General features: G+C 60.9%; 23 protein-coding genes and 1 tRNA gene. 14 read left to right on the top strand and 10 right to left on the bottom strand.

Translation table 11 applies throughout. From position 1 onward, the window contains the following. Positions 1-72: 72 nt before the first annotated feature. A complete protein-coding gene (locus tag ACR0AC_RS09890; RefSeq protein ID WP_480873224.1) occupies positions 73-1,062 on the top strand; it encodes an ABC transporter ATP-binding protein in 990 nt (329 codons plus the stop codon). Here the strand turns inward: ACR0AC_RS09890 and ACR0AC_RS09885 are convergent. After that, the gene (locus ACR0AC_RS09885) at positions 1,059-1,523 is read right to left on the bottom strand and encodes a DUF1203 domain-containing protein (protein ID WP_480873087.1); all 465 of its coding nucleotides are present in this window, start codon (positions 1,521-1,523) and stop codon (positions 1,059-1,061) included. The two genes, ACR0AC_RS09890 and ACR0AC_RS09885, sit on opposite strands and share 4 nt — an antisense overlap. A 109-nt stretch (positions 1,524-1,632) precedes the next feature. Between ACR0AC_RS09885 and ACR0AC_RS09880 the strand changes: the two genes are divergently transcribed. The 3 genes from ACR0AC_RS09880 (at position 1,633) to ACR0AC_RS09870 (ending at position 6,096) form a co-directional block, all read left to right on the top strand. Further along, positions 1,633-4,551, top strand: a complete 2,919-nt coding sequence (locus tag ACR0AC_RS09880; protein ID WP_480873085.1) for an error-prone DNA polymerase — start codon at positions 1,633-1,635, stop codon at positions 4,549-4,551. 48 nt (positions 4,552-4,599) lie between these two features. Then, positions 4,600-5,013: a group III truncated hemoglobin gene (locus ACR0AC_RS09875; protein ID WP_480873084.1), complete on the top strand. Its 414-nt coding sequence runs from the start codon at positions 4,600-4,602 to the stop codon at positions 5,011-5,013. 144 nt (positions 5,014-5,157) lie between these two features. Next, positions 5,158-6,096 (top strand): DMT family transporter, encoded by a 939-nt coding sequence (locus tag ACR0AC_RS09870; protein ID WP_480873082.1) that lies wholly within the window; start codon positions 5,158-5,160, stop codon positions 6,094-6,096. A 9-nt stretch (positions 6,097-6,105) separates the two neighbouring features. Here the strand turns inward: ACR0AC_RS09870 and ACR0AC_RS09865 are convergent, their stop codons facing one another. Together ACR0AC_RS09865 and ACR0AC_RS09860 are read right to left on the bottom strand one after the other, a co-directional pair. After that, the gene (locus tag ACR0AC_RS09865; protein WP_170623347.1) at positions 6,106-6,831 is read right to left on the bottom strand and encodes an NYN domain-containing protein; all 726 of its coding nucleotides are present in this window, start codon (positions 6,829-6,831) and stop codon (positions 6,106-6,108) included. Positions 6,832-6,924: 93 nt separating this feature from the next. Next, complete coding sequence (locus ACR0AC_RS09860; protein ID WP_170453530.1) at positions 6,925-8,037, bottom strand: S-(hydroxymethyl)glutathione dehydrogenase/class III alcohol dehydrogenase; 1,113 nt, start codon at positions 8,035-8,037, stop codon at positions 6,925-6,927. Between the two features lie 130 nt (positions 8,038-8,167). On the opposite strand from ACR0AC_RS09860, the gene ACR0AC_RS09855 reads away from it, so the two are divergent. Beyond that, the gene (locus ACR0AC_RS09855) at positions 8,168-8,455 is read left to right on the top strand and encodes an I78 family peptidase inhibitor (protein WP_170453529.1); all 288 of its coding nucleotides are present in this window, start codon (positions 8,168-8,170) and stop codon (positions 8,453-8,455) included. A gap of 61 nt (positions 8,456-8,516) precedes the next feature. Then, a complete protein-coding gene (locus tag ACR0AC_RS09850) occupies positions 8,517-10,169 on the top strand; it encodes a Y-family DNA polymerase (RefSeq protein ID WP_170453528.1) in 1,653 nt (550 codons plus the stop codon). 3 nt (positions 10,170-10,172) lie between these two features. On the opposite strand, the gene ACR0AC_RS09845 is transcribed toward ACR0AC_RS09850, so the two are convergent. Further along, complete coding sequence (locus tag ACR0AC_RS09845; RefSeq protein WP_480873079.1) at positions 10,173-10,898, bottom strand: SDR family NAD(P)-dependent oxidoreductase; 726 nt, start codon at positions 10,896-10,898, stop codon at positions 10,173-10,175. 185 nt (positions 10,899-11,083) lie between these two features. Here ACR0AC_RS09845 and ACR0AC_RS09840 point away from each other — a divergent pair, with 185 nt between their 5' ends. The 5 genes from ACR0AC_RS09840 to ACR0AC_RS09820 are packed head-to-tail and all read left to right on the top strand — an operon-like array spanning position 11,084 to position 15,293. After that, a complete protein-coding gene (locus ACR0AC_RS09840; RefSeq protein WP_480873077.1) occupies positions 11,084-12,418 on the top strand; it encodes an NAD(P)/FAD-dependent oxidoreductase in 1,335 nt (444 codons plus the stop codon). Next, positions 12,369-12,917 carry a hypothetical protein gene (locus ACR0AC_RS09835; RefSeq protein WP_480583594.1) on the top strand — a complete coding sequence of 183 codons (549 nt, stop codon included), beginning with the start codon at positions 12,369-12,371 and terminating at the stop codon, positions 12,915-12,917. Before ACR0AC_RS09840 ends, ACR0AC_RS09835 begins: the two co-directional genes overlap by 50 nt. Next, a complete protein-coding gene (locus ACR0AC_RS09830; protein WP_480583591.1) occupies positions 12,917-14,140 on the top strand; it encodes an MFS transporter in 1,224 nt (407 codons plus the stop codon). The genes ACR0AC_RS09835 and ACR0AC_RS09830 overlap by 1 nt, the downstream gene beginning before the upstream one ends. Further along, positions 14,137-14,754, top strand: coding sequence for a DUF3833 domain-containing protein (locus ACR0AC_RS09825; RefSeq protein WP_480873075.1), 618 nt, complete (start codon positions 14,137-14,139; stop codon positions 14,752-14,754). The genes ACR0AC_RS09830 and ACR0AC_RS09825 overlap by 4 nt, the downstream gene beginning before the upstream one ends. Further along, a complete protein-coding gene (locus ACR0AC_RS09820; protein ID WP_170623354.1) occupies positions 14,751-15,293 on the top strand; it encodes a DUF3833 domain-containing protein in 543 nt (180 codons plus the stop codon). The genes ACR0AC_RS09825 and ACR0AC_RS09820 overlap by 4 nt, the downstream gene beginning before the upstream one ends. Before the next feature lie 128 nt (positions 15,294-15,421). On the opposite strand, the gene ACR0AC_RS09815 is transcribed toward ACR0AC_RS09820, so the two are convergent. Further along, positions 15,422-15,497: transfer RNA gene (locus ACR0AC_RS09815), tRNA-Lys, on the bottom strand. Between the two features lie 211 nt (positions 15,498-15,708). On the opposite strand from ACR0AC_RS09815, the gene dapF reads away from it, so the two are divergent. After that, positions 15,709-16,551: a diaminopimelate epimerase gene (gene dapF / locus ACR0AC_RS09810; protein ID WP_170453479.1), complete on the top strand. Its 843-nt coding sequence runs from the start codon at positions 15,709-15,711 to the stop codon at positions 16,549-16,551. After that, positions 16,548-17,804, top strand: coding sequence for a tRNA (N(6)-L-threonylcarbamoyladenosine(37)-C(2))-methylthiotransferase MtaB (gene mtaB / locus ACR0AC_RS09805; RefSeq protein ID WP_170453478.1), 1,257 nt, complete (start codon positions 16,548-16,550; stop codon positions 17,802-17,804). Before dapF ends, mtaB begins: the two co-directional genes overlap by 4 nt. Positions 17,805-17,943: 139 nt before the next feature. On the opposite strand, the gene ACR0AC_RS09800 is transcribed toward mtaB, so the two are convergent. Genes ACR0AC_RS09800 through petA form a run of 3 tightly spaced genes read right to left on the bottom strand, consistent with a single transcriptional unit; the run spans position 17,944 to position 20,683 of the window. After that, positions 17,944-18,735, bottom strand: coding sequence for a cytochrome c1 (locus tag ACR0AC_RS09800; protein WP_170453477.1), 792 nt, complete (start codon positions 18,733-18,735; stop codon positions 17,944-17,946). 17 nt (positions 18,736-18,752) lie between these two features. Beyond that, positions 18,753-20,084, bottom strand: a complete 1,332-nt coding sequence (gene petB / locus ACR0AC_RS09795) for a cytochrome b (protein ID WP_170453476.1) — start codon at positions 20,082-20,084, stop codon at positions 18,753-18,755. A 14-nt stretch (positions 20,085-20,098) separates the two neighbouring features. Beyond that, positions 20,099-20,683 carry a ubiquinol-cytochrome c reductase iron-sulfur subunit gene (gene petA, locus ACR0AC_RS09790; protein ID WP_170453475.1) on the bottom strand — a complete coding sequence of 195 codons (585 nt, stop codon included), beginning with the start codon at positions 20,681-20,683 and terminating at the stop codon, positions 20,099-20,101. A gap of 462 nt (positions 20,684-21,145) precedes the next feature. On the opposite strand from petA, the gene ACR0AC_RS09785 reads away from it, so the two are divergent. Then, the gene (locus ACR0AC_RS09785; protein WP_480873071.1) at positions 21,146-21,589 is read left to right on the top strand and encodes a c-type cytochrome; all 444 of its coding nucleotides are present in this window, start codon (positions 21,146-21,148) and stop codon (positions 21,587-21,589) included. A gap of 15 nt (positions 21,590-21,604) precedes the next feature. Here the strand turns inward: ACR0AC_RS09785 and ACR0AC_RS09780 are convergent, their stop codons facing one another. Both ACR0AC_RS09780 and ACR0AC_RS09775 read right to left on the bottom strand, forming a co-directional pair. Then, complete coding sequence (locus tag ACR0AC_RS09780; RefSeq protein WP_170453473.1) at positions 21,605-22,213, bottom strand: glutathione S-transferase; 609 nt, start codon at positions 22,211-22,213, stop codon at positions 21,605-21,607. Between the two features lie 55 nt (positions 22,214-22,268). Next, positions 22,269-22,895, bottom strand: a complete 627-nt coding sequence (locus ACR0AC_RS09775) for an FMN-binding negative transcriptional regulator (protein WP_170453472.1) — start codon at positions 22,893-22,895, stop codon at positions 22,269-22,271. Positions 22,896-22,924 lie beyond the last annotated feature (29 nt).

The following is a 22,924-nucleotide window of genomic DNA, read 5'->3' as shown; positions in this document are numbered from 1 at the left end:
TGCGGTTGTCGGCCTCGCGGGCATGTACTAGGTGCGTTTATGAGCGATGAGCAAACCGGGGGCAAGAGCCACATGGCCGATGCGGCAATCAGGATCGAAGGGCTGCGCAAGACCTATCGCGGCAGCAAGGGCCAGCCCGAGAAACAGGCGTTGAAAGGTATTGATCTGACCATCCCGCGCGGGTCGGTCTTTGGGCTGCTGGGGCCAAACGGGGCCGGGAAATCGACGCTGATCAATATTCTGGCCGGGCTGGTGGTGAAATCCTCGGGCAATGTGTCGATCTGGGGCTTCGATCAGGATCAGAACCCGCGCCAATCCCGCGCCGCCATCGGCGTGATGCCGCAGGAACTGAACCTCGACCCGTTCTTCACCCCACGCGGCGCGCTGGAAGTTCAGGCCGGGCTGTATGGCGTGCCAAAGGCGCAACGCCGCAGCGATGAGATCCTTGAACTGGTCGGCCTCAGCGACAAGGCCGAGGCTTATGCCCGCACCCTGTCGGGCGGGATGCGCAGGCGGTTGCTGCTGGCCAAGGCGCTGGTGCATCACCCCAAAGTGCTGGTGCTGGACGAACCAACGGCGGGCGTGGATATCGAGCTGCGCCAGATGCTGTGGGCCAATGTGCGCAAGCTGAACGAACAGGGCATGACCATCATCCTGACCACGCATTATCTGGAAGAAGCGCAGGAAATGTGCGACCAGATCGCTATCATCAACCACGGCGAAAAGATCGCGCAGGACAGCACCGCAAACCTGCTGGGCCGCATGGACAGCCGCACCATGGTGATTGTCCCCGACCGTCCTGTCACCGATTTGCCCGCAACCGAGGGCGTCGAAGCCACCCTGCGTGACGATGGCAATCTGGTGTTGAACTACCGCAGCGCACAAACCAGCGCCGAGCAGGTTCTGGAAGCCGTCCGCGCCGCAGGTATCCGCATTCGCGATGTCCGGACCGAGGAAGCCGACCTTGAAGATGTCTTCCTCGCCCTGACATCCTCGCGCGTGGATGAACCGGCGGACGATCAGGACCAGCCGCGCCGGGGGATGCACCGGGTCAAGCTTTAGACCCGGTCGATCCGCGCCTGATAGCAATTGTTGCGGGCAGAGCGGACGTGGATATAGGCAATCTCTGGTCGGGCAAAGATGTCCCGGACCTTTGCGCCAATCTGATCCGTGGGCGTGATCGCCCCGGTGCCATAAACGATCCGGTTGTCCGCACCATACCCCTTGATCAGATAGTCCGGCGAGGTGGTCAGGATCTCTGGCAGTTCCGCTCCCTCGTACCGCTCGCACGGGGCGGCGCACAGGAATATCGGGCCGGTTTCTGCATAGGGATGTGTCTCTAAAAAGGGTCTATGCGCCAATATCAGCATCTCTTCGCCTTCAGGAATGTTGCGCAGACAATGACGACATGGATTGCCAGCGCCGGTCGAAACGGCCCGCTCGGGCGGGACACCATAGGCATCCGGGCCGCCTGCCTGAAGGGCGCGGACATCGTCAGTGGGCAATGCGGTGATCTTGAACATATCGGGTCTCCTTTTTCCTGACCCTGCCCGCCTCATCGGCCTCAATCGACCCGTTTCCTGCGCAAAGGACTCGAAAAAGAACAAAACGTGAATATAATAGAGAATCGCCATGTATGCCGAATTGTCGATCACCTCGAATTTCACCTTCCTCACCGGGGCCTCGCACCCCGAGGAGTACATGGAGCGTGCCGTCACCCTGGGCCTGCCCGCCATCGCCATTGCCGATGACAACTCGGTCGCCGGGATCGTCCGCGCCCACACCCAAGGGCGCGAGATAGCCCGCAGGGTGCGTGAGCGGCTGGAGTGGGAGGCGCAGAACACCTCCATCGGCCCGCCCTGCCCGGATCATATTCCCAAACCGCCCTCCTACCCGATCCACGCGGTGCCCCGCCTGATCCCGGCGGCAAGGCTGATCTTCACCGATGCGCCCACCGTTACCGTCCTGCCTCTGAATCGGCAGGGCTGGGGCAACCTGTGCCGTATTCTGTCCACCGGCCGCCGGCGTGCCGAGAAAGGCGACTGCATCCTGCACCTGTCGGACCTGTTGGCGTTTTCCGACGGTCTCCACTTGCTGCTCTGGCCACAGGCGGACCGGTCGCAGGGCGGCGCGAGCCCATGGCGGACACAGGCGCAGCAGCTGACGCGCCGCTTTGTCGGGCGGATACATCTGTTGATGCACCCCCGGTATGATGGCGCAGACAGCACCTATTTCTCTTTATTAGAGACGGAATCGAAACATCTCGGCATCCCCACCCTCGCCAGCGCCACGCCGATGATGCATCACGGTGCGCGTCGCAAGCTGGGGGATGTGCTGACCGCCATTCGTCTGCGCCGCAAGGTGGATGATCTGGGCCGTGCAGCGTTGGCCAATGGCGAACAGCGCCTGCGATCCGAGGCTGAGATGCTGCGCATCTTCAAGGGGCATGAAGGGGCTGTCGCCCGCGCCCATGACCTCAGCGAACGGCTTACCTTCTCGCTGGATGAATTGCGCTATGAATACCCCAGCGAGGGCAGCGCGCAGGAAACCCCAACCGAACGTCTGCACCGTCTGGCCCATGAGGGGCTGAAATGGCGCTACCCGGCGGGCGCATCCGAGAAGGCCAGGAAGATGCTGGCCCATGAGCTCACCCTGATCGGCAAGCTGAAATACGAACCCTACTTCCTGACCGTCCGGGACATCGTCAAATTCGCGCGGTCCCGCGATATCCTGTGTCAGGGGCGCGGCTCGGCGGCCAATTCGGTGGTCTGCTACTGCCTTGGCATTACCGAAGTCAGCCCCGAACTGGGCACGATGGTGTTCGAACGCTTTGTCTCGGAGGCCCGCGATGAACCGCCCGATATCGACGTGGATTTCGAGCACGAACGCCGCGAAGAGGTGATCCAGCACATCTATGACCGCTATGGCCGGGACCGCGCGGGCCTCTGCGCCACGGTGGTGCATTACCGTGGTAAACGCGCCATTCGCGAGGTTGGGCGGGCCATGGGTCTGACCGAAGACACGATCTCGGCGCTGTCCTCACAGTTATGGGGTTTCTTCTCAACCGTCGGGCTCGAAGCGCACCGGATGCGCGAGATTGGCCTCGACCCCGAAGATCGCCGCCTGAAACAGACTCTGTCTTTGGTCTATGAGATCAACGGCTTCCCCCGCCACCTCTCGCAGCATGTCGGCGGGTTCATCATCACCGAGGGACGTTTGGACGAACTTGTCCCCATCGAAAATGCCACAATGGAGGACCGCACTGTCATTTGCTGGGACAAGGACGACATCGACTCGCTTGGTATCCTCAAGGTCGATGTGCTCAGCCTTGGGATGCTGACCTGCATTCGCAAGGCGTTCGACCTGATCGGGCAACATCACCAGACCAGCTACACCCTCGCCACCCTGCCGCCCGAGGATTCGCGTGTCTATGACATGCTCTGCAAGGCTGACAGTGTCGGCGTGTTTCAGGTCGAATCACGGGCACAGATGAACTTCCTGCCCCGCATGCGGCCGCGCAATTTCTATGATCTGGTGATCGAGGTCGCCATCATCCGCCCCGGACCCATTCAGGGTGACATGGTCCACCCCTATATCCGCCGCCGGAATGGCGAGGAAGAGGTCAGCTTCCCCTCGGACGAACTGGGCGAGGTGCTGGGTAAAACGCTGGGCGTACCGTTGTTTCAGGAACAGGCGATGCAGATCGCCATCGTCGGCGCGGGGTTCACCCCGGAACAGGCCGACCGGCTGCGGCGGTCTCTGGCAACCTTCAAGAAGCATGGCAATGTCAGCGAGTTTCGCGCGCTGTTCCTGCGCGGGATGAAGCGCAACGGGTATGAACAGGATTTTGCGGAACGCTGTTTCTCGCAGATCGAAGGATTCGGGTCCTATGGCTTCCCTGAAAGCCACGCGGCCAGCTTTGCGCTGCTGGTCTATGCCAGCGCCTGGATCAAATGCCACCACCCCGGCATCTTCGCCTGCGCCCTGCTGAATTCACAGCCGATGGGCTTCTATGCCCCCGCCCAGATCGTGCGGGATGCGCGAGAACACGGGGTGCAGGTGCGCCCGGTCTGCATCAATGCCAGCTTCTGGGACAATGTGATGGAGCCCGACGGCCATGGTGGGCTGGCCCTGCGGCTGGGATTCCGCCAGATCAAGGGGCTCAGCGAAGAGGACGCCAGCTGGCTGACCGCCGCACGCGGCAACGGCTACCATCAGGTCGATGACGTCTGGCGCCGGGCGGGGTTGGGCCCGTCGGTGATCGAGCGGCTGGCCGAAGCCGACGCCTTCGCCGCCTGCGATCTGACCCGGCGCGAGGCGCTGTGGCAGGCCAAGGCGATTGCCACCGCCAAACCCTTGCCCCTGTTTTCGCAGGATCTGGAGGGCGAGGCGCTGGATGAGCCCGAAGCCTATCTGCCGCAGATGACGTTGGGCGAGCAGGTAGTCGAGGATTACGTCGCCACCCGCCTCAGCCTGCGGGCGCATCCGGTCGCCCTGCTGCGGCATCTGCTGACGCCGGATCAGCGCGACAAAACCACGCCTGTCGCGTGACGACAGAACGGGATATTGGCCCGGAACAGAGTCGAAACCGGTGCCCTCATGACCAGACCCGCCCTGCCGCCGCGCTTTCCGGCAACGCCCGATCAGATCAACACTCAGGTCCGCGCCTTCTATGCCCGCGTGCGCGAGGATGCTGTGCTGGGTCCGGTCTTTGGCAACCATGTCACCGACTGGCCCAGCCATGAGGAAAAGATCGCCGCCTTCTGGCGCAACGCCATCCTGTTCGAGCGCTGCTATGACGGCAATCCCCAACGCGTCCATATCGAGCGGCCCGACGTGAAGCCCGAGATGTTCGCCCATTGGCTGGACCTCTTCGAAGAGGTCGCCGCCCAAACCCTGCCCCCGGAAACCGCAACCCCATGGGTCGCGCTGGCCCGGCGTATCGGGGTCGGGATGAAGGCCGGTGTGCAATCGGCCCGCCAACCCAAGGACGCTCCGCCGATCCTGCGTTGATCCCTGAACATGGCGGCTTTGCGATGTTAGCGGTAAAATAGGGGCTATGCGCCCCGGTAAAATCGGTTTACTCAGGGGCAAGACAGCCCTTTTGCGCTGCGACGGCACAGTGCCACCACACCGACATCACCCGAGGCCATATCGATGAGCACTCAAAACAGCACCCTTCGGGGACTTGGTTTCGCGTTTGCGGGATTCGCGGTCTTTGCCAGCCATGACGCGCTAATCAAAGTGCTGGGCGGGACCTATTCGGTGATGCAGATCATCTTCTTCGCCACGCTGTTTTCCTTTGTGCCCATGGCGGTCACAATCCTGACCGACCGGACAACGGGCAACTTCCTGCCGCATCACCCGTGGCTGGTGCTGCTGCGCTCGGCGCTGATGGTCACGGCCATGTCCTGCGCCTTTTACGCCTTCTCGGTCCTGCCGCTGGCCGAGGTCTATTCGCTGCTGTTTTCCTTCCCGCTGATCGTCACGGTCCTGTCGATCCCGATTCTGGGCGAAGTTGTCCGCGCCCAGCGCTGGGCCGCCGTTGGCGTCGGCCTGATCGGCGTTCTGATCGTGCTGCGCCCCGGTTCAACGGATATCACTTTGGGCCACCTCGCCGCCCTGACGGCTGCGTTTTGCAGCGCCTTTGCATCCGTTCTGGTGCGCAAGATCGGGAATGAGGAACGCTCGGCCGTGCTGATCCTCTACCCCATGCTACTGGCTATTGTGGTCATGAGCTTGCTGCAACCCGCCGTCTACCAGCCGCCCTCGCTGCTGCATCTGGCGATGATGGCGCTGGTCGGCGTGTTCTCGGTCATCGCGCAACACCTGATCATCCTGGCCTACCGCGCCGCGCCCGCCGGTGTTGTCGCCCCCAGCCAATACAGCCAGATCATCTGGGCAACGCTGTTTGGAATGATCTTCTTTGGCGAGCGACCGGACGGCTGGGTCGCCGTCGGGGCAAGCGTCATCATCGCGTCTGGTGTATTCGTGGTCTGGCGCGAGAGCCGGTCGAATACCACCTCAACCAACACCCCGGTTTTGCGGGTGCGCTCACCGCGCTCGGATACAGGGGCGTCGCGGCCGGGGGATTGAATCAAGGCTTTAGGTGTCACTGCACCTGATCTTGAGTCCTCCATTTATGTTACCTTCTTCAAAGCGGCCAATGGCTCTAACCAAATCGCTCAGCCTTTTGTGACCGTAAGTACGGGAGTCGAAGTCCGGATACATCTTACCTAATTGACTACCGACAAAAGCGAGACTGGCCCATCCATCCGCCTCGTTCGTGTTCAGCACAACGTTTCGGATCAATTGGTAAGCATGGTTCAACTCATGCTTCGCCTTTGGTGTCTCTGCACTCTTCGCGCGTGATGCAATGGGTTCGGATTTTTCAATATTCTCTATGTAAATGAAACGATTGCACGCATTGACGAACGCTTTGGGTGCTTTTCGCTCGCCGATTCCATATACATCCAATCCCTGTTCGCGAATGCGGCTTGCCATGCGGGTGAAGTCGCTGTCTGACGACACCAGTACAAACCCGCCGAAGCGCTCAGAATGCAGGATGTCCATGGCATCAATTACCAAGGCAATATCGCTGGAATTCTTCCCAGATGTATTGGCGAACTGCTGATGGGGAACGATGGCAAATTCAGCCAGCAATGCGGCATCCCATCCTTGGGGTGCGCCGTTGGAAAAGTCTCCGTAAATCCGCCTGAGACCGGCTTCGCCCAATGTCGCAATTTCTTCGAATATCTCTTTGGCATGTTTCGCGGGCACATTGTCCGCATCTATCAATACTGCCAATCGGTAGGATTTTCCTGTTGTCACTTCAAATCCTCAATTCAAAATAATTCTATCATCAAAAATTAGGTACGAAAAAAGGGCGAGCTAAAGCCCGCCCTTCAAGAACATTTCATTGTATCAGTAAACCACAACCGACCGAATGCTCTCACCTTTATGCATCAGGTCGAAGCCGTGGTTGATGTCGTCCAGACCCATAGTGTGGGTGATCATCGGGTCGATCTCGATCTTGCCGTCCATGTACCAGTCGACGATCTTGGGAACGTCGGTCCGGCCCCGCGCACCGCCAAAGGCGGTACCGCGCCAGGATCGGCCGGTGACCAGCTGGAACGGACGGGTCGAGATTTCGGCACCCGCAGGGGCCACGCCGATGATGATCGACTCACCCCAGCCCTTGTGGGCCGATTCCAGTGCGTCGCGCATGACGCCGACATTGCCGGTGGCGTCGAACGTATAGTCCGCGCCGCCCTTGGTGAGGTTGACCAGATAGGGAACCAGATCGCCTTCGACCTCTTTGGGGTTCACAAAATCGGTCATGCCGAATTTCGTCGCCATTTCCACCTTGGCAGGGTTCAGGTCAACGCCCACGATCTGATCGGCCCCGGCCAGACGCAGGCCCTGAATGACGTTCAGGCCGATACCACCCAGACCAAAGACGATGGCCCGGCTACCGATCTCGACCTTGGCGGTGTTGATGACGGCTCCGATACCGGTGGTCACGCCGCAGCCGATATAGCAGATCTTGTCGAACGGCGCGTCCTCGCGCACCTTGGCCAGCGCAATCTCGGGCAGGACCGTGTGGTTCGAAAAGGTCGAGCAGCCCATGTAGTGCAGGATCGGATCACCATCCAGCGTCGAAAAGCGCGAGGTGCCGTCGGGCATCAGGCCTTTACCTTGCGTTTCGCGGATCGCCTGACACAGGTTGGTCTTGGGGTGCAGACAGTATTCACACTCACGACATTCGGGGGTGTAGAGCGGGATCACATGGTCGCCGGGCTTCAGGCTGGTGACACCGGGGCCGACCTCGACCACGACGCCTGCGCCTTCGTGGCCCAGAATGGCGGGAAACAGGCCCTCGGGGTCGGCACCCGACAGGGTGAATTCGTCGGTGTGACAAATGCCGGTCGCTTTGATTTCAACCAGAACCTCGCCCGCTTTGGGGCCTTCCAGGTTCACGTCCATCACTTCCAAAGGTTTGCCCGCCTGAACGGCGACGGCGGCACGGGTGCGCATTGTGCTTGTCTCCCTGTCTTGTTTGCCCCGACCCTGCGCCAATTGCAGGGTGTTTTCAACTGTGCTTTGATGACAGGCAGGTTAAACGCTTGATATTGCAGAAACGACATTGCCGGAATGAGGAGCGCCAATGCACCGATTTATCCCGATCCTGATCCTTCTTGCGGCCTGCGCCGAACCTCCTGCCCCGGAAGAGGCGCGGACCGAGCCCGAAGCCGCGCCGGTCGATCTGGCCTTTTGTCAGGGCGATCCGTTTGCTGACTCGGTCGGTCAGCCCGTGTCTTCCATTCAGGCCGATCTGCCCGAACGGGCGCGGGTTCTGGGACCAAACGACATTGCGACGCAGGATTATCGCATCGACCGGCTGAATGTCTTCGTGAACGGTGCGGGCGTCATTCAGCGTCTGACCTGCGGGTAGGCGTGGACTCGGGCGCTGATTCTCAGGTAAGAACAAAATAAGAACATTTTGATGTCTGCCGATGCCAAAACGCCGAATACTTTCACTGTGGTTTCCCCGTCTGGGGGCTGAACGGCTGATCCGCGCCGCGCGGGGGCTGCATAGCGGACCTTTGGCTGTCGTGGCCGAACAGTCGAACATGCAGGTCGTGACCTCTCTGAACGCCGAAGCTCAGGCTGCCGGGCTGCGCGTGGGTCAGCCGGTGCGCGATGCCCATGCCATGTGTGCCTCGCTGATCACCAGACACCGCAACGCCCCGGCCGAGGCTGCGTTTCTGACCGCGCTGCGCCGCTGGGCGGGCAAGTTCAGCCCGTGGGTGGCCGAGGAAGCGCCGGACGGGCTGATCGTCGATCTGTCGGGCTGCGCCCATCTGTTCGGCGGGGAAGAGGCATTGCTGAGCGTGCTTGAAACCGACTGCGCCGATATGGGCCTCAGCGTGCAGATGGGGATCGCGGATACGCTGGGCGCGGCCTGGGCGCTGGCACGCTATGCAGGGCAAGAGGCCACATCCGACCGCAATGGCGACGCCATCAGTCAGGAGGCCCGTGCCACCCGCGCGCGGGCGGGCAAGCGGCGGCACTGGACCAGAGGCGGGGCCGCGCCGCAGGTGATGGCGCTGGGCGGCGGGGCCCGGATCGCCGCGCCAGGGCAATCCTACGGCGCGCTCAGCCCGCTGCCCATCGCGGCGCTGCGGCTTGAGGATCAGGTGGTCGCACAGCTCAACCGTCTGGGCCTGCGCCGGATCGGCGATCTGCTGGGGCAACCACGCGCCAGTTTGGCGCGGCGGTTCGGACGCGGGCTGGTGCTGCGGCTGGATCAGGCCATGGGCAGCGCGCCCGAGCCCGTCTCGCCCGCCCGCCCGCCACATCAGTTTGCGGTGCGGATGACCCTGCCCAACCCGATCGGGTTGATCGAGGACGTGATGGCTGCTGTTGATCGCGTTCTGCCGACGCTTTGTACCAAGCTGGAAGAGAAAGGACGCGGCGTCCGGACCCTGCGGTTGGAAGCCCACCGCGCCGATCAGGCGGCTGAGATCATCGAGGTCGGTCTGGCCCGTCCGACCTATGACAAACACCGCATTCGCCCCTTGTTAGAGATGAAAATCGATAAGATCGACGCTGGCTATGGCATCGACATGCTGCGGCTTGAGGCGATCCAGACCGAACCTATCCACGCCCGAACGATGGCAGGACATGCCGAAGCCAGACAGGTGGCCCGCAACCGGCTTGAAGGGAATACAGCCGTGGATGACCTGATCGGCAAGCTGGGCGCGCGGGTCGGGCTTGAGGCGATCACACGGCGACATCCCGCCGCCTCGCACATCCCCGAGAAGACGGCGCAGGTGCTGGCGGCGGCGTGGTCGGAACCGGCTCGCGATTGGCCTGCGCCGGCACGTCCGCGCCCCTTGCAGATGTGGCAGCCCGAGCCGGTGATGGCCCCGGAAACCCCGGATGTGCCCGGCAGCTTTCGCTGGCGCGGGCGCGACTGGCAATTGGCACAGGCCACCGGCCCGGAACGGATCGCGCCCGAATGGTGGCTGGACGATCCCAACTGGCGCAGCGGCGTGCGCGATTACTGGGTGGTGGTGACGGAACAGGGGGAACGGCTGTGGCTGTTCTACGGCCATGGCGGCACCATGTCAGCGGGCTGGTTCTGTCAGGGGCAGTTTGGTTAGGGTCTATTTTCCACGATACACCAGCCAATCCGGCAGGTAATCTACCAACCGGACCACCCAGGAAAACGGTGCAGGAAAATCGGTGCGAAAACGACGGCGCGACATCGCTTTGATGACACGCTCTGCCGCGTCCTCAGGCGTCATCAGCATCGGCATCTTGAAGTCATTCTTCTCGGTCAGGCGGGTCTTGATGAAACCCGGATTGACGATCCGAACCGTGACCCCCGTGCCCGCCAGATCGAACCGCATCGTCTCGGCCAGCGACACCAACGCCGCCTTGCTGGCCGCATAACCCACCGCCGCAGGCAGGCCACGATAGCCGGACAAAGAGCCGATCAGAGTAATGTCCCCCCGACCTGCGCGCATGAAGCCCGGCACCGTCTCACCCAGTAGCCGCAACGCGCCAGTGTAGTTCACGTCGGTCATGGCCAGAACCGCCTCGGTGTCCCAATCGGCCGAGCGCATCGGCTCATAGGCTCCGGCGTTGTAGACCAGCCCGTCGATCTCTCCGGTCTCGGCCACGGCGCGGCGTACGGCGTCCAGATCGGTCACGTCGAAGGGCACCGACCGCGCATTGGGCAGCTTGGCGCAGATTTCGGCCAGGCGGTCGGCATTGCGCGCCGACAGGATCAGATGCGCACCGTCGCGGGCCAGCCCCTCGGCCACGGCCCGGCCCAGCCCTTCGCTGGCGCCTACGATCCAATAGGTTTTTCCGTGAAAACTGCTCATCCCCGGGCCATATCTGTTGTGCTGTATCTTCTACGGTTGGGCCAAAGGGCTGGATCACGCAACCACACAGGAAACTCAGCCCAGACGTCACAGTCTAGAGCACGTGGCAAATTAATCTAATCTGATTGATCCGGCGTGAACCCTGCTACGTATCCCTTTGTAAAATGTCGCACTAAGGGGATCACATGTTCGACGAAACACGGGGCGTACGTAAGAAAATCGCAATCGTAGGTGCAGGCATTTCAGGTCTATCCGCAGCTTACTACCTTTCAGAAGACCACGACATCACAGTTTACGAGGTCGAACCCCGACTGGGGGGGCATGCCCGCACGGTCATGGCGGGAAAGAAAGGTGATCAACCGGTGGATACCGGGTTCATCGTGTTCAACTACGCGACCTATCCTTACCTGACCAAACTGTTCGACGAATTGAACGTGCCGGTCACCAAATCCGAGATGAGCTTTGGCGCAACCATCGACAACGGTCGGATCGAGTATGGGCTGAACAACCTGCGCACCCTGACGGCGCAGAAACGCAATCTGGCGCGGCCGTCTTATTACAAGATGATCGCCGACATCCTGCGCTTCAGCAAAGAAGCGCCCGAGGCCGCCAAGGACGACGACACCACGATCGGAGAGCTGGTGGATCAGATGCGTCTGGGTCACTGGTTCCGGCAAAACTATCTGATGCCGATGTGCGGCGCGATCTGGTCGACGCCGGTTGAATTCGTGGATCAGTTCCCAGCGCGCTCGCTGGTGCAGTTCTTCCGCAATCACGCCTTGCTGGCCAGCGGCCGCGCCAACCAGCACCAGTGGTACACGGTCAAAGGCGGCAGCATCGAGTATGTGCGTCGCATCGACGCCGCCCTGCGCGAACGGGGATGTGACATCCGTCTGGGTGCTCCGGTCGATCATGTTCAGCGTGACGACATGGGCGTTTCGGTGACAAGTCAGGGCCACACCGACCGGTTTGACGAGATCATTCTGGCCACCCATTCCGATCAGTCCCGCGCCATTCTGGGCGACAATGCCACCGCCGCCGAAGCTGCAGCATTGGAAGCGATCCGCTATCAGCCCAACAGCGCCATCCTGCATTGCGACCCCGGTCAAATGCCCAAGCGTCGTGCTTGCTGGTCCAGTTGGACCTATCGCTCGCAAGCCGGGAATGTCGGCGTCACCTATTGGATGAACCGTTTGCAGAACATTCCAGACAGCGATCCGCTGTTCGTGACGCTGAACGCGTCGTCAGAAATTCCCGCGGACAAAATCTATGATCAGGTCGAGTTCGCCCATCCGGTGTTCGACAAGGCCGCCCTGAAAGCACAAGGGCAAATCCGCGAGATGCAGGGACAGAACCGGACCTGGTTCGCCGGAGCGTATAACCGGCACGGGTTTCACGAAGACGGGATTGCCAGCGCGATGCATGTCGTGGATCGCATCAAGGGCACCCCGCAAACGATCGGAGCTGACCATGGCACTTTGGAACAAGACCCGGCCATCCCTGCTGTTGCGGCTGAATAGGCGCCTCTGGCGCGCCGGGCTTTTGTCTTTGACGCTGCTGGCCCCGGTTGGGCTGGCAGCGGATCCGCTGTCGCGCGAATTGAAAGACCCCAAGCAGATCGGCAGCGGGACCTTTCGGTTTCTGGGTCTGCCGCTTTACGACGCGAAACTCTACACCCCCGGCGGGGCCGCGTTTAACTGGGCCGAGGATTTTGGCCTGCAACTGACCTACCGCAAGAACCTAAAACAAAAGGCACTTGTGGAATCGACGCTGGAAGAGATGGCCCGTCAGGGCAACCCACAGCCCACACAGGCACAGCTTGAAGCCTGTTTTCAGGCTGTCAGCAAAGGTGACAACTATCTGGCGATCTCGGAAGGGCCCAACAAGGTCGGGTTCTGGCGCAATGGCACCCAAACCTGCACGCTGGCGAGTACCGACATCAAGAAATCCTTTATGTCGATCTTTCTGGGCAACAACACCCGGTCGGCCAGCTTTACGCAGAGTTTGAAGGGTCAGTGATGCTGTATCCCCGTGTCAGCCTCTATGCGCTGATGCTCGCTGCGGCGGGTATTCCGCTTTATATTCACTTGCCGCGCTTTGCGGCGGTGAATCTGGGCATCGGTCTTGGGGTGATCGGTACAGTCTTGCTGGTGATCCGACTGGTCGATCTGGTGCAGGACCCGCTGATCGGCTGGGCCATCGACCGCTGGCCGGGGGGGCAGCTTTTGTTCGCAGCTTTGGCCGCGTTGGGATTGGCCATCGGCTTTCCCTTGCTGTTTGGCCTGCCCGAAGGCGCAAGTGTCACAGCCCTGATCACGGTTCTAATCCTGCTGTTTTCGGCCTACAGCCTCGGCACCATCCTGCTCTATGGCCGCAGCGCGACGCTTGCGAAAAAGGCCGACGCGAAAGAACTGATGACACTCGCCGCCTACCGCGAAGGCGGGCAACTGACGGGCGTGGTCATCGCGGCCAGCGCGCCAGCCCTGTTCGTGGCCTTGGGGGCTTCAGCGCAAGGTTACCCCGCTTTCGGGCTGTTTCTCGGCCTGTTGGCGCTGTTGACCTTGGTTCTGACAATACCGATCTGGCGGCGCACACCGATCACCGGTCAGGGCCTGTCCTTCACAGGTCTCGGGCAGGCCGGAGCGCTGAGACTGCTGGCATTGGCACTGGTCAACAGCCTTCCGGTCGCCATCACCTCAACGCTGTTCCTGTTCTTTGTCGAAGATCGCCTGCAACTGGCCGGCAAGGCGGGGCCGCTGCTGATCCTTTTCTTCCTCAGCGCAGGCGCAAGCGTGCCGCTTTGGGCCAAGCTCAGCAATCGGATCAGCCCGAAAAAGACCCTGATCATCGCCATGCCCCTCTCGATCGCGGGCTTCATCGGTGCCGCAACGCTATCGGCCGGAGACCTCACCGGTTTCGCCATCATCTGCGTCGCATCCGGCGCGGCGCTTGGGGCGGATATGGTGGTGCTGCCTGCCATGTTTTCCGTCGTGCTGACACGCGCGGGGCTGAACGCCTCGGCCGCGTTTGGCATCTGGTCATTCGCTGGCAAGCTGGGCCTTGCGCTCGCTGCCTTTTTCACTCTGCCGCTTCTGGAACGCAGCGGCTTTACACCCGGTCAAACCAATAGTGCCGAGGCGTTGAACACGCTCAACCTCGCCTACGCCGTGCTGCCCTGCATCCTAAAGCTTGGAGCGTTCGGGATGGTTCTGACCCTTCCTACGGAGGTTACAGCCAAATGAATACGCTTATCGTGTTTCTGCTCGCCATCCTCGCTGTTCTTGCGGCCCGGGGCCGGTTTCTGAGCTTTCGGTCCCAATCGCCTGCCGATTACATGGGCACCGGCCCGGATTTCTCGCTCAAGAAACACCTCAATGGTGAGATCCTGTCCGAAGGCTTGATCTATGGCCCCAACGGCAAGATGTCGAACAGCTTCGTGGCGCGAATGGTCGGCGAATGGGACGGCAACTCGGGCACATTGGCGGAATGGTTCACCTATTCCAACGGCAAACAGATGACCCGCAAATGGTATCTGACCATGGGCACCGGCAACACTTTCATCGCCACGGCGGATGACATCGTGGGCGAAGGCAAAGGTGAGATCTCGGGCTCGACCGTCAAGCTGACCTACAGGATCATCCTGCCCGAAGATGCGGGCGGGCATACGCTGGATGTGACCGACTGGATGTACCTGACCGAAAATGGCGCGATCATGAACCGATCCGAAATGCGCAAATTCGGCATCAAAGTGGCCGAGCTGGTCGCCACCATGCGCCCCACGCCCGAGATCAAGACCACGCATCTGTCCGGCACAAACGGCTATGATGCCGACGCGGACGGCAGGCCGTTGCAATGATCCGTATCCGCGCGCTCATATCCATTGCCGCGATCGCCTGTCTGTTGGTGCTGGCGGCGTGCTCGGCCAAACCGAGGGTTCCCAAATCCTTCCTGTCGGATCGCGAGTTGAACCTTGAGGAGTTTTTCGAAGGCAAAACCGTTGCCTACGGCCAGTTTCAGGACATCCTCGGCAACGTCCCGCGCCGCTTTACCGTTGATATCGACGGCACCTGGGACGGAGAAACGCTCACCTTGGTCGAAGATTTCGTCTATGATGACGGAGCGACCGAGCAGCGTATCTGGACCCTGACCAAAACCGGCGCCGATACCTGGACCGGCACCGCCCCCGGCGTGCTTGGCACCGCTGAAGGGATCGAGCGCGGTGACACCTTCAACTGGAAATACAAGATCGACCTGCCGATCAAGGACGGTACTATGCGCGTGAAGTTCGACGACTGGATGTGGCTGCTGGAAGACGACCGCCTGCTGAACCGCGCCTATGTCTCACGCTTCGGTGTCCGCATCGGAGAGGTCATCCTGTTCTTCGAAAAGAAGTAGTTCGAGGGTTGGGGTGTGCCTACATCCGACCCCAACGGTCTTTTGCATATTTCTATTCCGTTCCATACCGCTTGATTGCAGCAGACGCGGGAAAATCCCGCCTGTTCTAGTTTGCCTTACGGAAAAAGTGGTGAGCCGTGCAGGATTCGAACCTGCGACCCACTGATTAAAAGTCAGTTGCTCTACCAACTGAGCTAACGGCCCACTCTTTCGTTGGATCTTGACGATCCGTGGCGCTCTGTAAGGCAATTACCCGACCGGGTTCAAGCCCTTATTTTGCGCCTCGTTTCGCCGGTTTAATCAGTGTTTCCCGCGACCCGATAGGCGGCCTAATTAGGCAGGTGGCGCGGGGGGGTCAACCCCTTTTTTCAGGAATCTGCGCGACAGGGTGGATTCATGTTCAGAGCAACGTTATATGCCCGCCATGCAACAGATAAGCGATACCGGTTTGCCCTTTATGAAGATGCACGGGCTGGGCAATGACTTTGTCATTGTGGATGCGCGCGCGCATGCCGTTCCGATCAGCGCGGAATTGGCCAGGGGAATCGGGCACCGTCAGTTTGGCGTCGGATTCGACCAGTTGGCCGTGATCGAAACCGGCCCAGCCGACGCACATCTGGTATTTTACAACGCGGACGGATCGACCTCGGCCGCTTGTGGGAACGCCACCCGCTGTATCGCCCGGTTTCTGATGGAGGAAAGCGGGAAATCCGATCTGACGCTGACGACTGAACGGGGCACATTGTTGGCCAAAGAGGCCGGGAACGGCCTGACCTCGGTCAATATGGGGCAACCTCAGCTGGAGTGGCACGACGTCCCGCTGGCGGAAGAGATGGACACTCTGGAACTGCCCATAGAAGGCGCGCCAACGGCGACCGGCATGGGCAACCCGCACTGCACGTTTTTCGTGGATGACGCCGAAGCGATTCCCTTGACCGAGTTCGGGTCGCGCTACGAACACCACCCTCTCTACCCCGAACGCACCAATGTTCAGGTTGCTCAGGTGATCGGGCCGGATCATATCCGGATGCGCGTCTGGGAACGCGGTGTGGGCATCACTCTGGCCTCTGGCTCGTCCTCTTGCGCCACAGCGGTTGCGGCTGCTCGGCGGGGCCTGACCGGGCGCAAGGTGCAGATCGAACTGGACGGCGGCACCATCTGGATCGACTGGCGCGACGATGGTGTCTGGATGACCGGACCAACAGCCCATGTATTCTCGGGCACCCTGACGCCCGAATTCATAAGGTCGCTGGGATGAGCGCCCCGAAATTCACCACTCTGGGATGTCGCCTGAACGCCTATGAAACCGAGGCGATGAAAGAGCTGTCGCAACAGGCGGGGTTGACCGATGCGGTGGTCGTGAACACCTGTGCCGTGACGGCTGAGGCGGTGCGCAAGGCGCGGCAAGAGATTCGCAAGCTGCGCCGGGAAAACCCAAACGCCCGCCTGATCGTCACCGGTTGCGCGGCACAGACCGAGCCTGAGACCTTTGCCCAAATGGAAGAGGTCGACGCAGTCATCGGCAATACCGAGAAAATGCGGCCCGATACCTGGAAGGGTATGGCGGCCGATTTCATTGGCGAAACCGAAACAGTGCAGGTCGATGACATCATGTCGGTCACTGAAACCGCTGGCCACCTGATCGACGGTTTCGGAACCCGATCCCGCGCTTATGTGCAGGTCCAGAACGGATGCGACCATCGCTGCACCTTCTGCATTATCCCCTATGGCCGCGGAAACTCGCGCAGTGTCCCTGCGGGCGTGGTTGTCGATCAGATCAAGCGGCTGGTGGACAAAGGCTATAATGAGGTCGTCCTGACAGGCGTAGACCTCACCTCGTGGGGGGCCGACCTGCCGGCGCAGCCCAGGCTGGGCGATCTGGTGATGCGCATCCTCAAGCTGGTGCCAGACCTGCCCCGCTTGCGGATCAGTTCGATCGATTCCATCGAAGTGGACGAGAACCTGATGCAGGCCATCGCGACCGAGCCGCGCCTGATGCCGCATCTGCATCTGTCGCTGCAACATGGCGACGATCTGATCCTGAAACGCATGAAACGCCGCCACCTGCGCGACGACGCCATCCGCTTCACCGAAGAGGCCCGCAAGCTGCGCCCGCAGATGACCTTTGGCGCAGACATCATCGCAGGTTTCCCGACCGAGTCAGAGGCGCATTTCGAGAACTCGCTGAAACTGGTCGCTGATTGCGATCTGACCTGGCTGCACGTCTTCCCCTACTCCAAACGCGACGGCACCCCGGCGGCCCGCATCCCGCAGCAGGTCAACGGCAACATCATCAAAGACCGCGCCGCCCGCCTGCGCGCCGCAGGTGATGCGCAGGTCACCCGGCACCTGTCAGACCAGATCGGCAAAACCCATCACATCCTGATGGAAAACCCCCATATGGGTCGGACCGAACAATTCACCGAGGTCGCCTTCAACGCGCCTCAGCCCGAAGGCCAGATCGTGACGGCAACAATCACCGGGCAGACCTCGGGCCAACTCACGGTCTGATCCCCCCTTCTTCTGTTCGAAAATACCTCGGGGTGAATTGGCCGCAGGCCAAGAGGGGCTGGCCCCTTCTGGCGACCTCAAAAAGAAACCCCCGCAACCTTAGGGCGCGGGGGTTCTTGTGTCAGTATTCCGAAAAGGATCAGTCCTCGTTGCGAAGCTTACCCTTGTGCGGCGCCCACAGACGCTTGTTCACCAGGTACAGCAGCACCGACAGAACGGTCAGGAAGATCACGCCGACAAAACCGGCATTCTTGCGATCCATCATCTTGGGCTCGGCGGCCCACATCAGGAAGGCGGCAACGTCCTCGGACATGGCTTCGACAGTGGCCGGGTGGCCGTCGGCAAACTCAACCTGATCTTCCGAAATCGGCGGGGCCATCGAAATCCAGCCGCCGGGGAAGGCCTTGTTTTCGTACAGGATGGTGCCTGCCTCTTCCTTCTCTTCGCCAGTATAGCCATCCAGCAGCGAGGCGATGTATTCCGCGCCGCCCATACCTTTGACCAGCTGGTTGATGCCCAGGCCATAAGGACCATGGAAGCCCGCACGCGCCTTGGCCATCAGGCTCAGGTCGGGTGCGCCAACCGCGTCATTGACCGGGAAATGGTCGGTCGGGATCGCCGGGCGGAAATCGTCCAGCTCGGGGTCGAAGACCTCGAAATTGTCGGCCGCGTAGGTGATGACCTGCTCTTCCGAATAACCCAGCGCTTCCAGATCGCGCAGGGGCACATATCTCAGCCCGTGACAGGCTGCGCAAACCTCGGTGTAGACCTGAAGGCCGCGCTGCAGCTGGTTCTGATCCCAGGTTCCGAACGGACCCTCGAACGAGAAGTCGAAATCCTCGATATGCTGCTCGCCGCCACCTGCCGCAAAGGATGCAGCAGGGGTCAGAGCGAGGGCAAACGCGGCGCCGATTGCAAGTTTCTTGAACATGTTTCCGGTCCCTCTTCTTACTCGGCCGGCGTGGCTTCGGCGTCAGCCTTGCCATAATGCGCGTTGAAGTCTTCTTCGATGGTCTCGGGCTGCGGCAGCGGCTTCTCGATCACCCCAAGGATTGGCAGGATCACGAAGAAATAAGCGAACCAGTAGGCCGATGCGATCAGCGAGAAGGTTGCATAGGGCTCTTCCGCGGGCATCGCACCCAGCCACATCAGGGCGAAGAAGTCGATGATCAGCAGGTAGAACCACCATTTGAACATCGGACGGTATTTGCCCGAACGCACGGTCGAGGTGTCCAGCCAGGGTGCCAGAGCCATCGCCAGGATCGCACCGAACATCGCGACCACACCAAAGAACTTGGCGTCGACGATGCCGCCGGTGATGAAGCTGGCGAATTGCACAACCCAGACCTCGCCGGTGAAGGCCCGCAGGATCGCGTAGAACGGCAGGAAGTACCATTCGGGCACGATATGCGCAGGTGTCACCAGCGGGTTGGCTTCGATGTAGTTATCCGGGTGGCCCAGGTAGTTCGGCATAAAGCCGACAATGGCCCAGAACACGACCAGAATAACCGCCAGCGCAAACAGGTCCTTGATCACGAAGTAAGGCCAGAAGGGCAGCGTGTCCTTGTCGGCCTCGGCTTTCGAGCCACGACGCACTTCAACACCTGTGGGGTTGTTGTTGCCGGTGGTGTGGAACGCCCAGATATGCACGATGACCAGCGCCGCGATGATGAACGGCAGCAGATAGTGCAGCGAGAAGAAGCGGTTCAGCGTGGCGTTGTCCACCGCCGGTCCGCCCAGCAGCCAGGTTTGCAGCGCATCACCGACAAACGGGATGGCGCCAAACAGGCCGGTAATCACGGTCGCACCCCAGAAGGACATCTGACCCCAGGGCAGAACGTAGCCCATGAAGGCGGTGCCCATCATCATCAGATAGATCAGCATCCCGATGATCCACGTGATCTCACGCGGGGCTTTGTACGAGCCGTAGAACAGGCCGCGGAACATGTGAATATAGACCGCAACAAAGAACAGCGACGCGCCGTTCATGTGCAGGTAGCGGATGAAGTAGCCGCCATTCACGTTACGCATGATGTGCTCGACACTGGCAAAGGCCAAATCGACATGCGGGGTGTAGTGCATCACCAGAATGATGCCGGTGACGATTTGCAGCGCCAGGCAGAACGCCAGAACGATGCCCCAGATCCACCACCAGTTCAGGTTCTTGGGGGTGGGAATCATCAGGGTGTCATACAAAAGGCCGACGATGGGCAGGCGGCTGTGCAGCCACTTTTCGCCGTTTGACTTCGGCTCGTAATGATCGTGGGGAATTCCGGACATAAGTTGGGTCTCCCTTAGCCGAGTTTGAGGGTTGATGCGTCCACCCATTCAACGGGTGGAATCGGCAGGTTCTCAGGCGCGGGGCCTTTGCGGATCCGGCCAGCCAGATCGTAGTGCGAGCCGTGGCAGGGGCAGAACCATCCGCCGAAATCACCGGCGTCGCCCAGCGGAACACAGCCCAGGTGGGTGCAAACGCCCATCTGCACGATCCAGGCACCCGCTGCTTCGCCTTCGGGCGAGGGCAGCACGCGGTTGGCGTCGGTTGCGGGCGCGTCCGCGTTCAGGTTGAAGTTCCGGGCCAGCGGGTCGGGCAGGTTGCCAACCGCTTCCTCATCCTGTTGCTGCGCTTCGGCAATCTCGGCACCGGTGCGGTGGCGGATGAACACGGGTTTACCCAGCCATTTCACGGTCAACTGTGTGCCCGGCTCAACCCCGCTGACATCTGTACGGATCGAGGACAGGGCCTGCACATCCGCCGACGGGTTCATCTGGTTGATCAGGGGCCATACGGCTGCACCTGTCGCAACGACTCCTGCGCCGCCAGCGACGTAATAGAGGAAATCTCTGCGGGTGCCTTCGTGGTCTTCTGCGTGGGACACGAGGTTATCTCCGGTTTTCTGGCGCCCGCGGACGGGCAAATAGCTCGCGCACCGCACGAATGCGGTGTCTTAACCGCGCTGTCTATCGACGCAAATAGCGTTCGTCCAGCGGTCATAAACGCGCAATACGCCGCATCTGTGCTATTTGTCACAATGCATCGGGTATTTTTGGTGATTCAAGCCCACATCTTTTCCGATCATCCCGAATCGGCGGGGTTTGATTCGATGGTCAGGGACACATCCCCGCTATGCCTGACCCAAGCGGATTCGGGGCACATCTTCCGGCAGAAGATTGATGCCATGTCATGCAATATCCGCGACGGCAGAGCCGCATTGTTCCGCGACAAATGACACCTCTGAAATAGACCATTTGTTCAGTGGGATAGCGGTCTTTTTGCTGTTGAATCCTGTGCCTGAATGCCGGACATCCCGGTCTGCGCGAACGCCGATCAGGAGACCCCGATGTCAAAAACCCCCTTGGCCGCCGTTCTGTTAACGATTGCACTGTCCACCCAAACCGCCGCCGCTGGCGATCCCGCCAAAGGCAAGCAGCTTTATAACCGCTGTTCTTCGTGCCACGCGATCATCAAAGATGGCGAGGTTCTGGAGAAAGGCGGCATTACCGGACCGAATCTCTATGGCGTCGTGGGCCGCGTCGCCGGGTCCGAGACCGATGATCTGAATGGCAGCGAGCGCCTGCCCATCGGCATGTTCACCGACGATATGATCCGGGCGGGCGAACAGGGGCTTGTCTGGACCGAGGAAAACATCGCGGTCTATTCAAAGGACCCGATTGGTTTCATTCAGGAGTTTCTGCAGGACGAAACCGCCCGCCCCAACATGAGCGTCAAGCTCAGGAAAGGGGCCGAAGACATCGCCGCCTATCTGGCAACCTTCAGCGACTAGGGGCGCGGGTCGCCCTCAGCCTTGCGGGCGGGTGGCGACCATACTGGGCCGCTCGCCAAACTCGGCAAACCAAGCCGCAAGCGCATCATTGCCCTTGCGCCAGCCGCGCTCATCGTGGCGCAAATCAAGATAGCCCAGCGCACAGCCGACAGCCACTTGCCCCATATCCAGCGGGCCGGACAGATGCGCCATCCAGCGCTGGTTCAGGGCGGCACAGGCCCGGTCGATCTTGACCCATTGCGACTCGGTCCAGTCGTCCCATTGCTTGTCTTCGGGGCGCAACCGGTCTTCGTAGGTCATCGACAGGGCCGCATCCAGAATACCATCTGCCAGCGCCTCAAGCGTCAGTACATCCCAGCGGCGCGCGCCATCGGGATAAAGCCGCCCTCCGGCGCGGGCATCCAGAAACGCGCAGATCACCCGACTGTCGAACAGGGTTGGCCCATCCGGGCGTTCCAACGCCGGAACCTTGGTCAGAGGGGCCTTGCTGATCAAAGATGCCGCCGGTGAAATCGGCGTACTGGCCACCGTCTCAAGCTCGACATCCTCCAGCTGATCCGTTTCGTGCAGCAGCACCATGACTTTGCGCACATAAGGCGAGGTCAGACTGTGATAGAGTTTCATTCGCACGCTCCCTGATTGCGCCGACCTTACAACAAGGGCGAAAAAACAAAAGCGGTCAGTCGTCTGACGGCTTGGCCCCGCGCATCAGCGTCTGCAGCACCTGCAACTCGGACCCAATCCCCGACGCGATGTGATCGGACGCCTGCATCCGCACATCATCGGGTTTGTTCTGGTTCAGCTTCCAGGTACCCTGAATGTCATCGATCCGCATCCGACAGGGCACAATCATCCGCATCATGCGATCCAGCGCCTCATCGGTCATCTTGTCGGTACGCCACGGCGGCTTCGGACGCAGCCGATCTTCGTAGAACGCCGACTGCCGGTCCAACAGATCGCGCAATTCCTGCGGCGGGCGCATCTCAAGAACGCCGGTCAGATGGGCGGCCACATAATTCCAGGTCGGCACCTGATCCGCGATCCCGTACCAGTCGGGTGACACATACCCATCCGGCCCCGATACCGCGATTCGCGCCGTCACAGGCTGCTTCAACACCCGCACAATCGGGTTCGAGCGGACTAGATGCAGCTCGGCCACCGCCCCGTCTTCGGACAGCAAAAACGGAACATGGCTTACAATCGGCGCGCCATCGGTCGAGATTGCCAACACGCCAAAGGCCCTATCACGGGCAAACGCAATATGACGCGCGCGGTCCTCGGCGCGGAAGGCGGGGTTCGGGTGCATGGCATTCCTCCTGCCAAATCTCTTGCAGA

The sequence above is a fragment of the Ruegeria sp. H7 genome (assembly GCF_056532945.1).
This window is presented reverse-complemented; position numbering and strand designations above follow the sequence as displayed.

What these genes read in the sequence shown, in the direction of transcription:
- ACR0AC_RS09860 (WP_170453530.1), bottom strand. Translation starts at nt 8,037, where the DNA reads ATGCGCACCCGTGCCGCCGTCGCCGTTCAGGCGGGCAAACCTTTGGAA.
- ACR0AC_RS09850 (WP_170453528.1), top strand. Translation starts at nt 8,517, where the DNA reads ATGCCAAAACGCCGAATACTTTCACTGTGGTTTCCCCGTCTGGGGGCT.
- ACR0AC_RS09830 (WP_480583591.1), top strand. Translation starts at nt 12,917, where the DNA reads ATGCTGTATCCCCGTGTCAGCCTCTATGCGCTGATGCTCGCTGCGGCG.
- dapF (WP_170453479.1), top strand. Translation starts at nt 15,709, where the DNA reads ATGCCCGCCATGCAACAGATAAGCGATACCGGTTTGCCCTTTATGAAG.
- petB (WP_170453476.1), bottom strand. Translation starts at nt 20,084, where the DNA reads ATGTCCGGAATTCCCCACGATCATTACGAGCCGAAGTCAAACGGCGAA.
- ACR0AC_RS09825 (WP_480873075.1), top strand. Translation starts at nt 14,137, where the DNA reads ATGAATACGCTTATCGTGTTTCTGCTCGCCATCCTCGCTGTTCTTGCG.
- ACR0AC_RS09875 (WP_480873084.1), top strand. Translation starts at nt 4,600, where the DNA reads ATGACCAGACCCGCCCTGCCGCCGCGCTTTCCGGCAACGCCCGATCAG.
- ACR0AC_RS09840 (WP_480873077.1), top strand. Translation starts at nt 11,084, where the DNA reads ATGTTCGACGAAACACGGGGCGTACGTAAGAAAATCGCAATCGTAGGT.
- ACR0AC_RS09800 (WP_170453477.1), bottom strand. Translation starts at nt 18,735, where the DNA reads ATGTTCAAGAAACTTGCAATCGGCGCCGCGTTTGCCCTCGCTCTGACC.
- mtaB (WP_170453478.1), top strand. Translation starts at nt 16,548, where the DNA reads ATGAGCGCCCCGAAATTCACCACTCTGGGATGTCGCCTGAACGCCTAT.
- ACR0AC_RS09845 (WP_480873079.1), bottom strand. Translation starts at nt 10,898, where the DNA reads ATGAGCAGTTTTCACGGAAAAACCTATTGGATCGTAGGCGCCAGCGAA.
- ACR0AC_RS09890 (WP_480873224.1), top strand. Translation starts at nt 73, where the DNA reads ATGGCCGATGCGGCAATCAGGATCGAAGGGCTGCGCAAGACCTATCGC.
- ACR0AC_RS09780 (WP_170453473.1), bottom strand. Translation starts at nt 22,213, where the DNA reads ATGAAACTCTATCACAGTCTGACCTCGCCTTATGTGCGCAAAGTCATG.
- ACR0AC_RS09885 (WP_480873087.1), bottom strand. Translation starts at nt 1,523, where the DNA reads ATGTTCAAGATCACCGCATTGCCCACTGACGATGTCCGCGCCCTTCAG.
- ACR0AC_RS09870 (WP_480873082.1), top strand. Translation starts at nt 5,158, where the DNA reads ATGAGCACTCAAAACAGCACCCTTCGGGGACTTGGTTTCGCGTTTGCG.
- ACR0AC_RS09835 (WP_480583594.1), top strand. Translation starts at nt 12,369, where the DNA reads ATGGCACTTTGGAACAAGACCCGGCCATCCCTGCTGTTGCGGCTGAAT.
- ACR0AC_RS09775 (WP_170453472.1), bottom strand. Translation starts at nt 22,895, where the DNA reads ATGCACCCGAACCCCGCCTTCCGCGCCGAGGACCGCGCGCGTCATATT.
- ACR0AC_RS09820 (WP_170623354.1), top strand. Translation starts at nt 14,751, where the DNA reads ATGATCCGTATCCGCGCGCTCATATCCATTGCCGCGATCGCCTGTCTG.
- ACR0AC_RS09855 (WP_170453529.1), top strand. Translation starts at nt 8,168, where the DNA reads ATGCACCGATTTATCCCGATCCTGATCCTTCTTGCGGCCTGCGCCGAA.
- ACR0AC_RS09785 (WP_480873071.1), top strand. Translation starts at nt 21,146, where the DNA reads ATGTCAAAAACCCCCTTGGCCGCCGTTCTGTTAACGATTGCACTGTCC.
- ACR0AC_RS09880 (WP_480873085.1), top strand. Translation starts at nt 1,633, where the DNA reads ATGTATGCCGAATTGTCGATCACCTCGAATTTCACCTTCCTCACCGGG.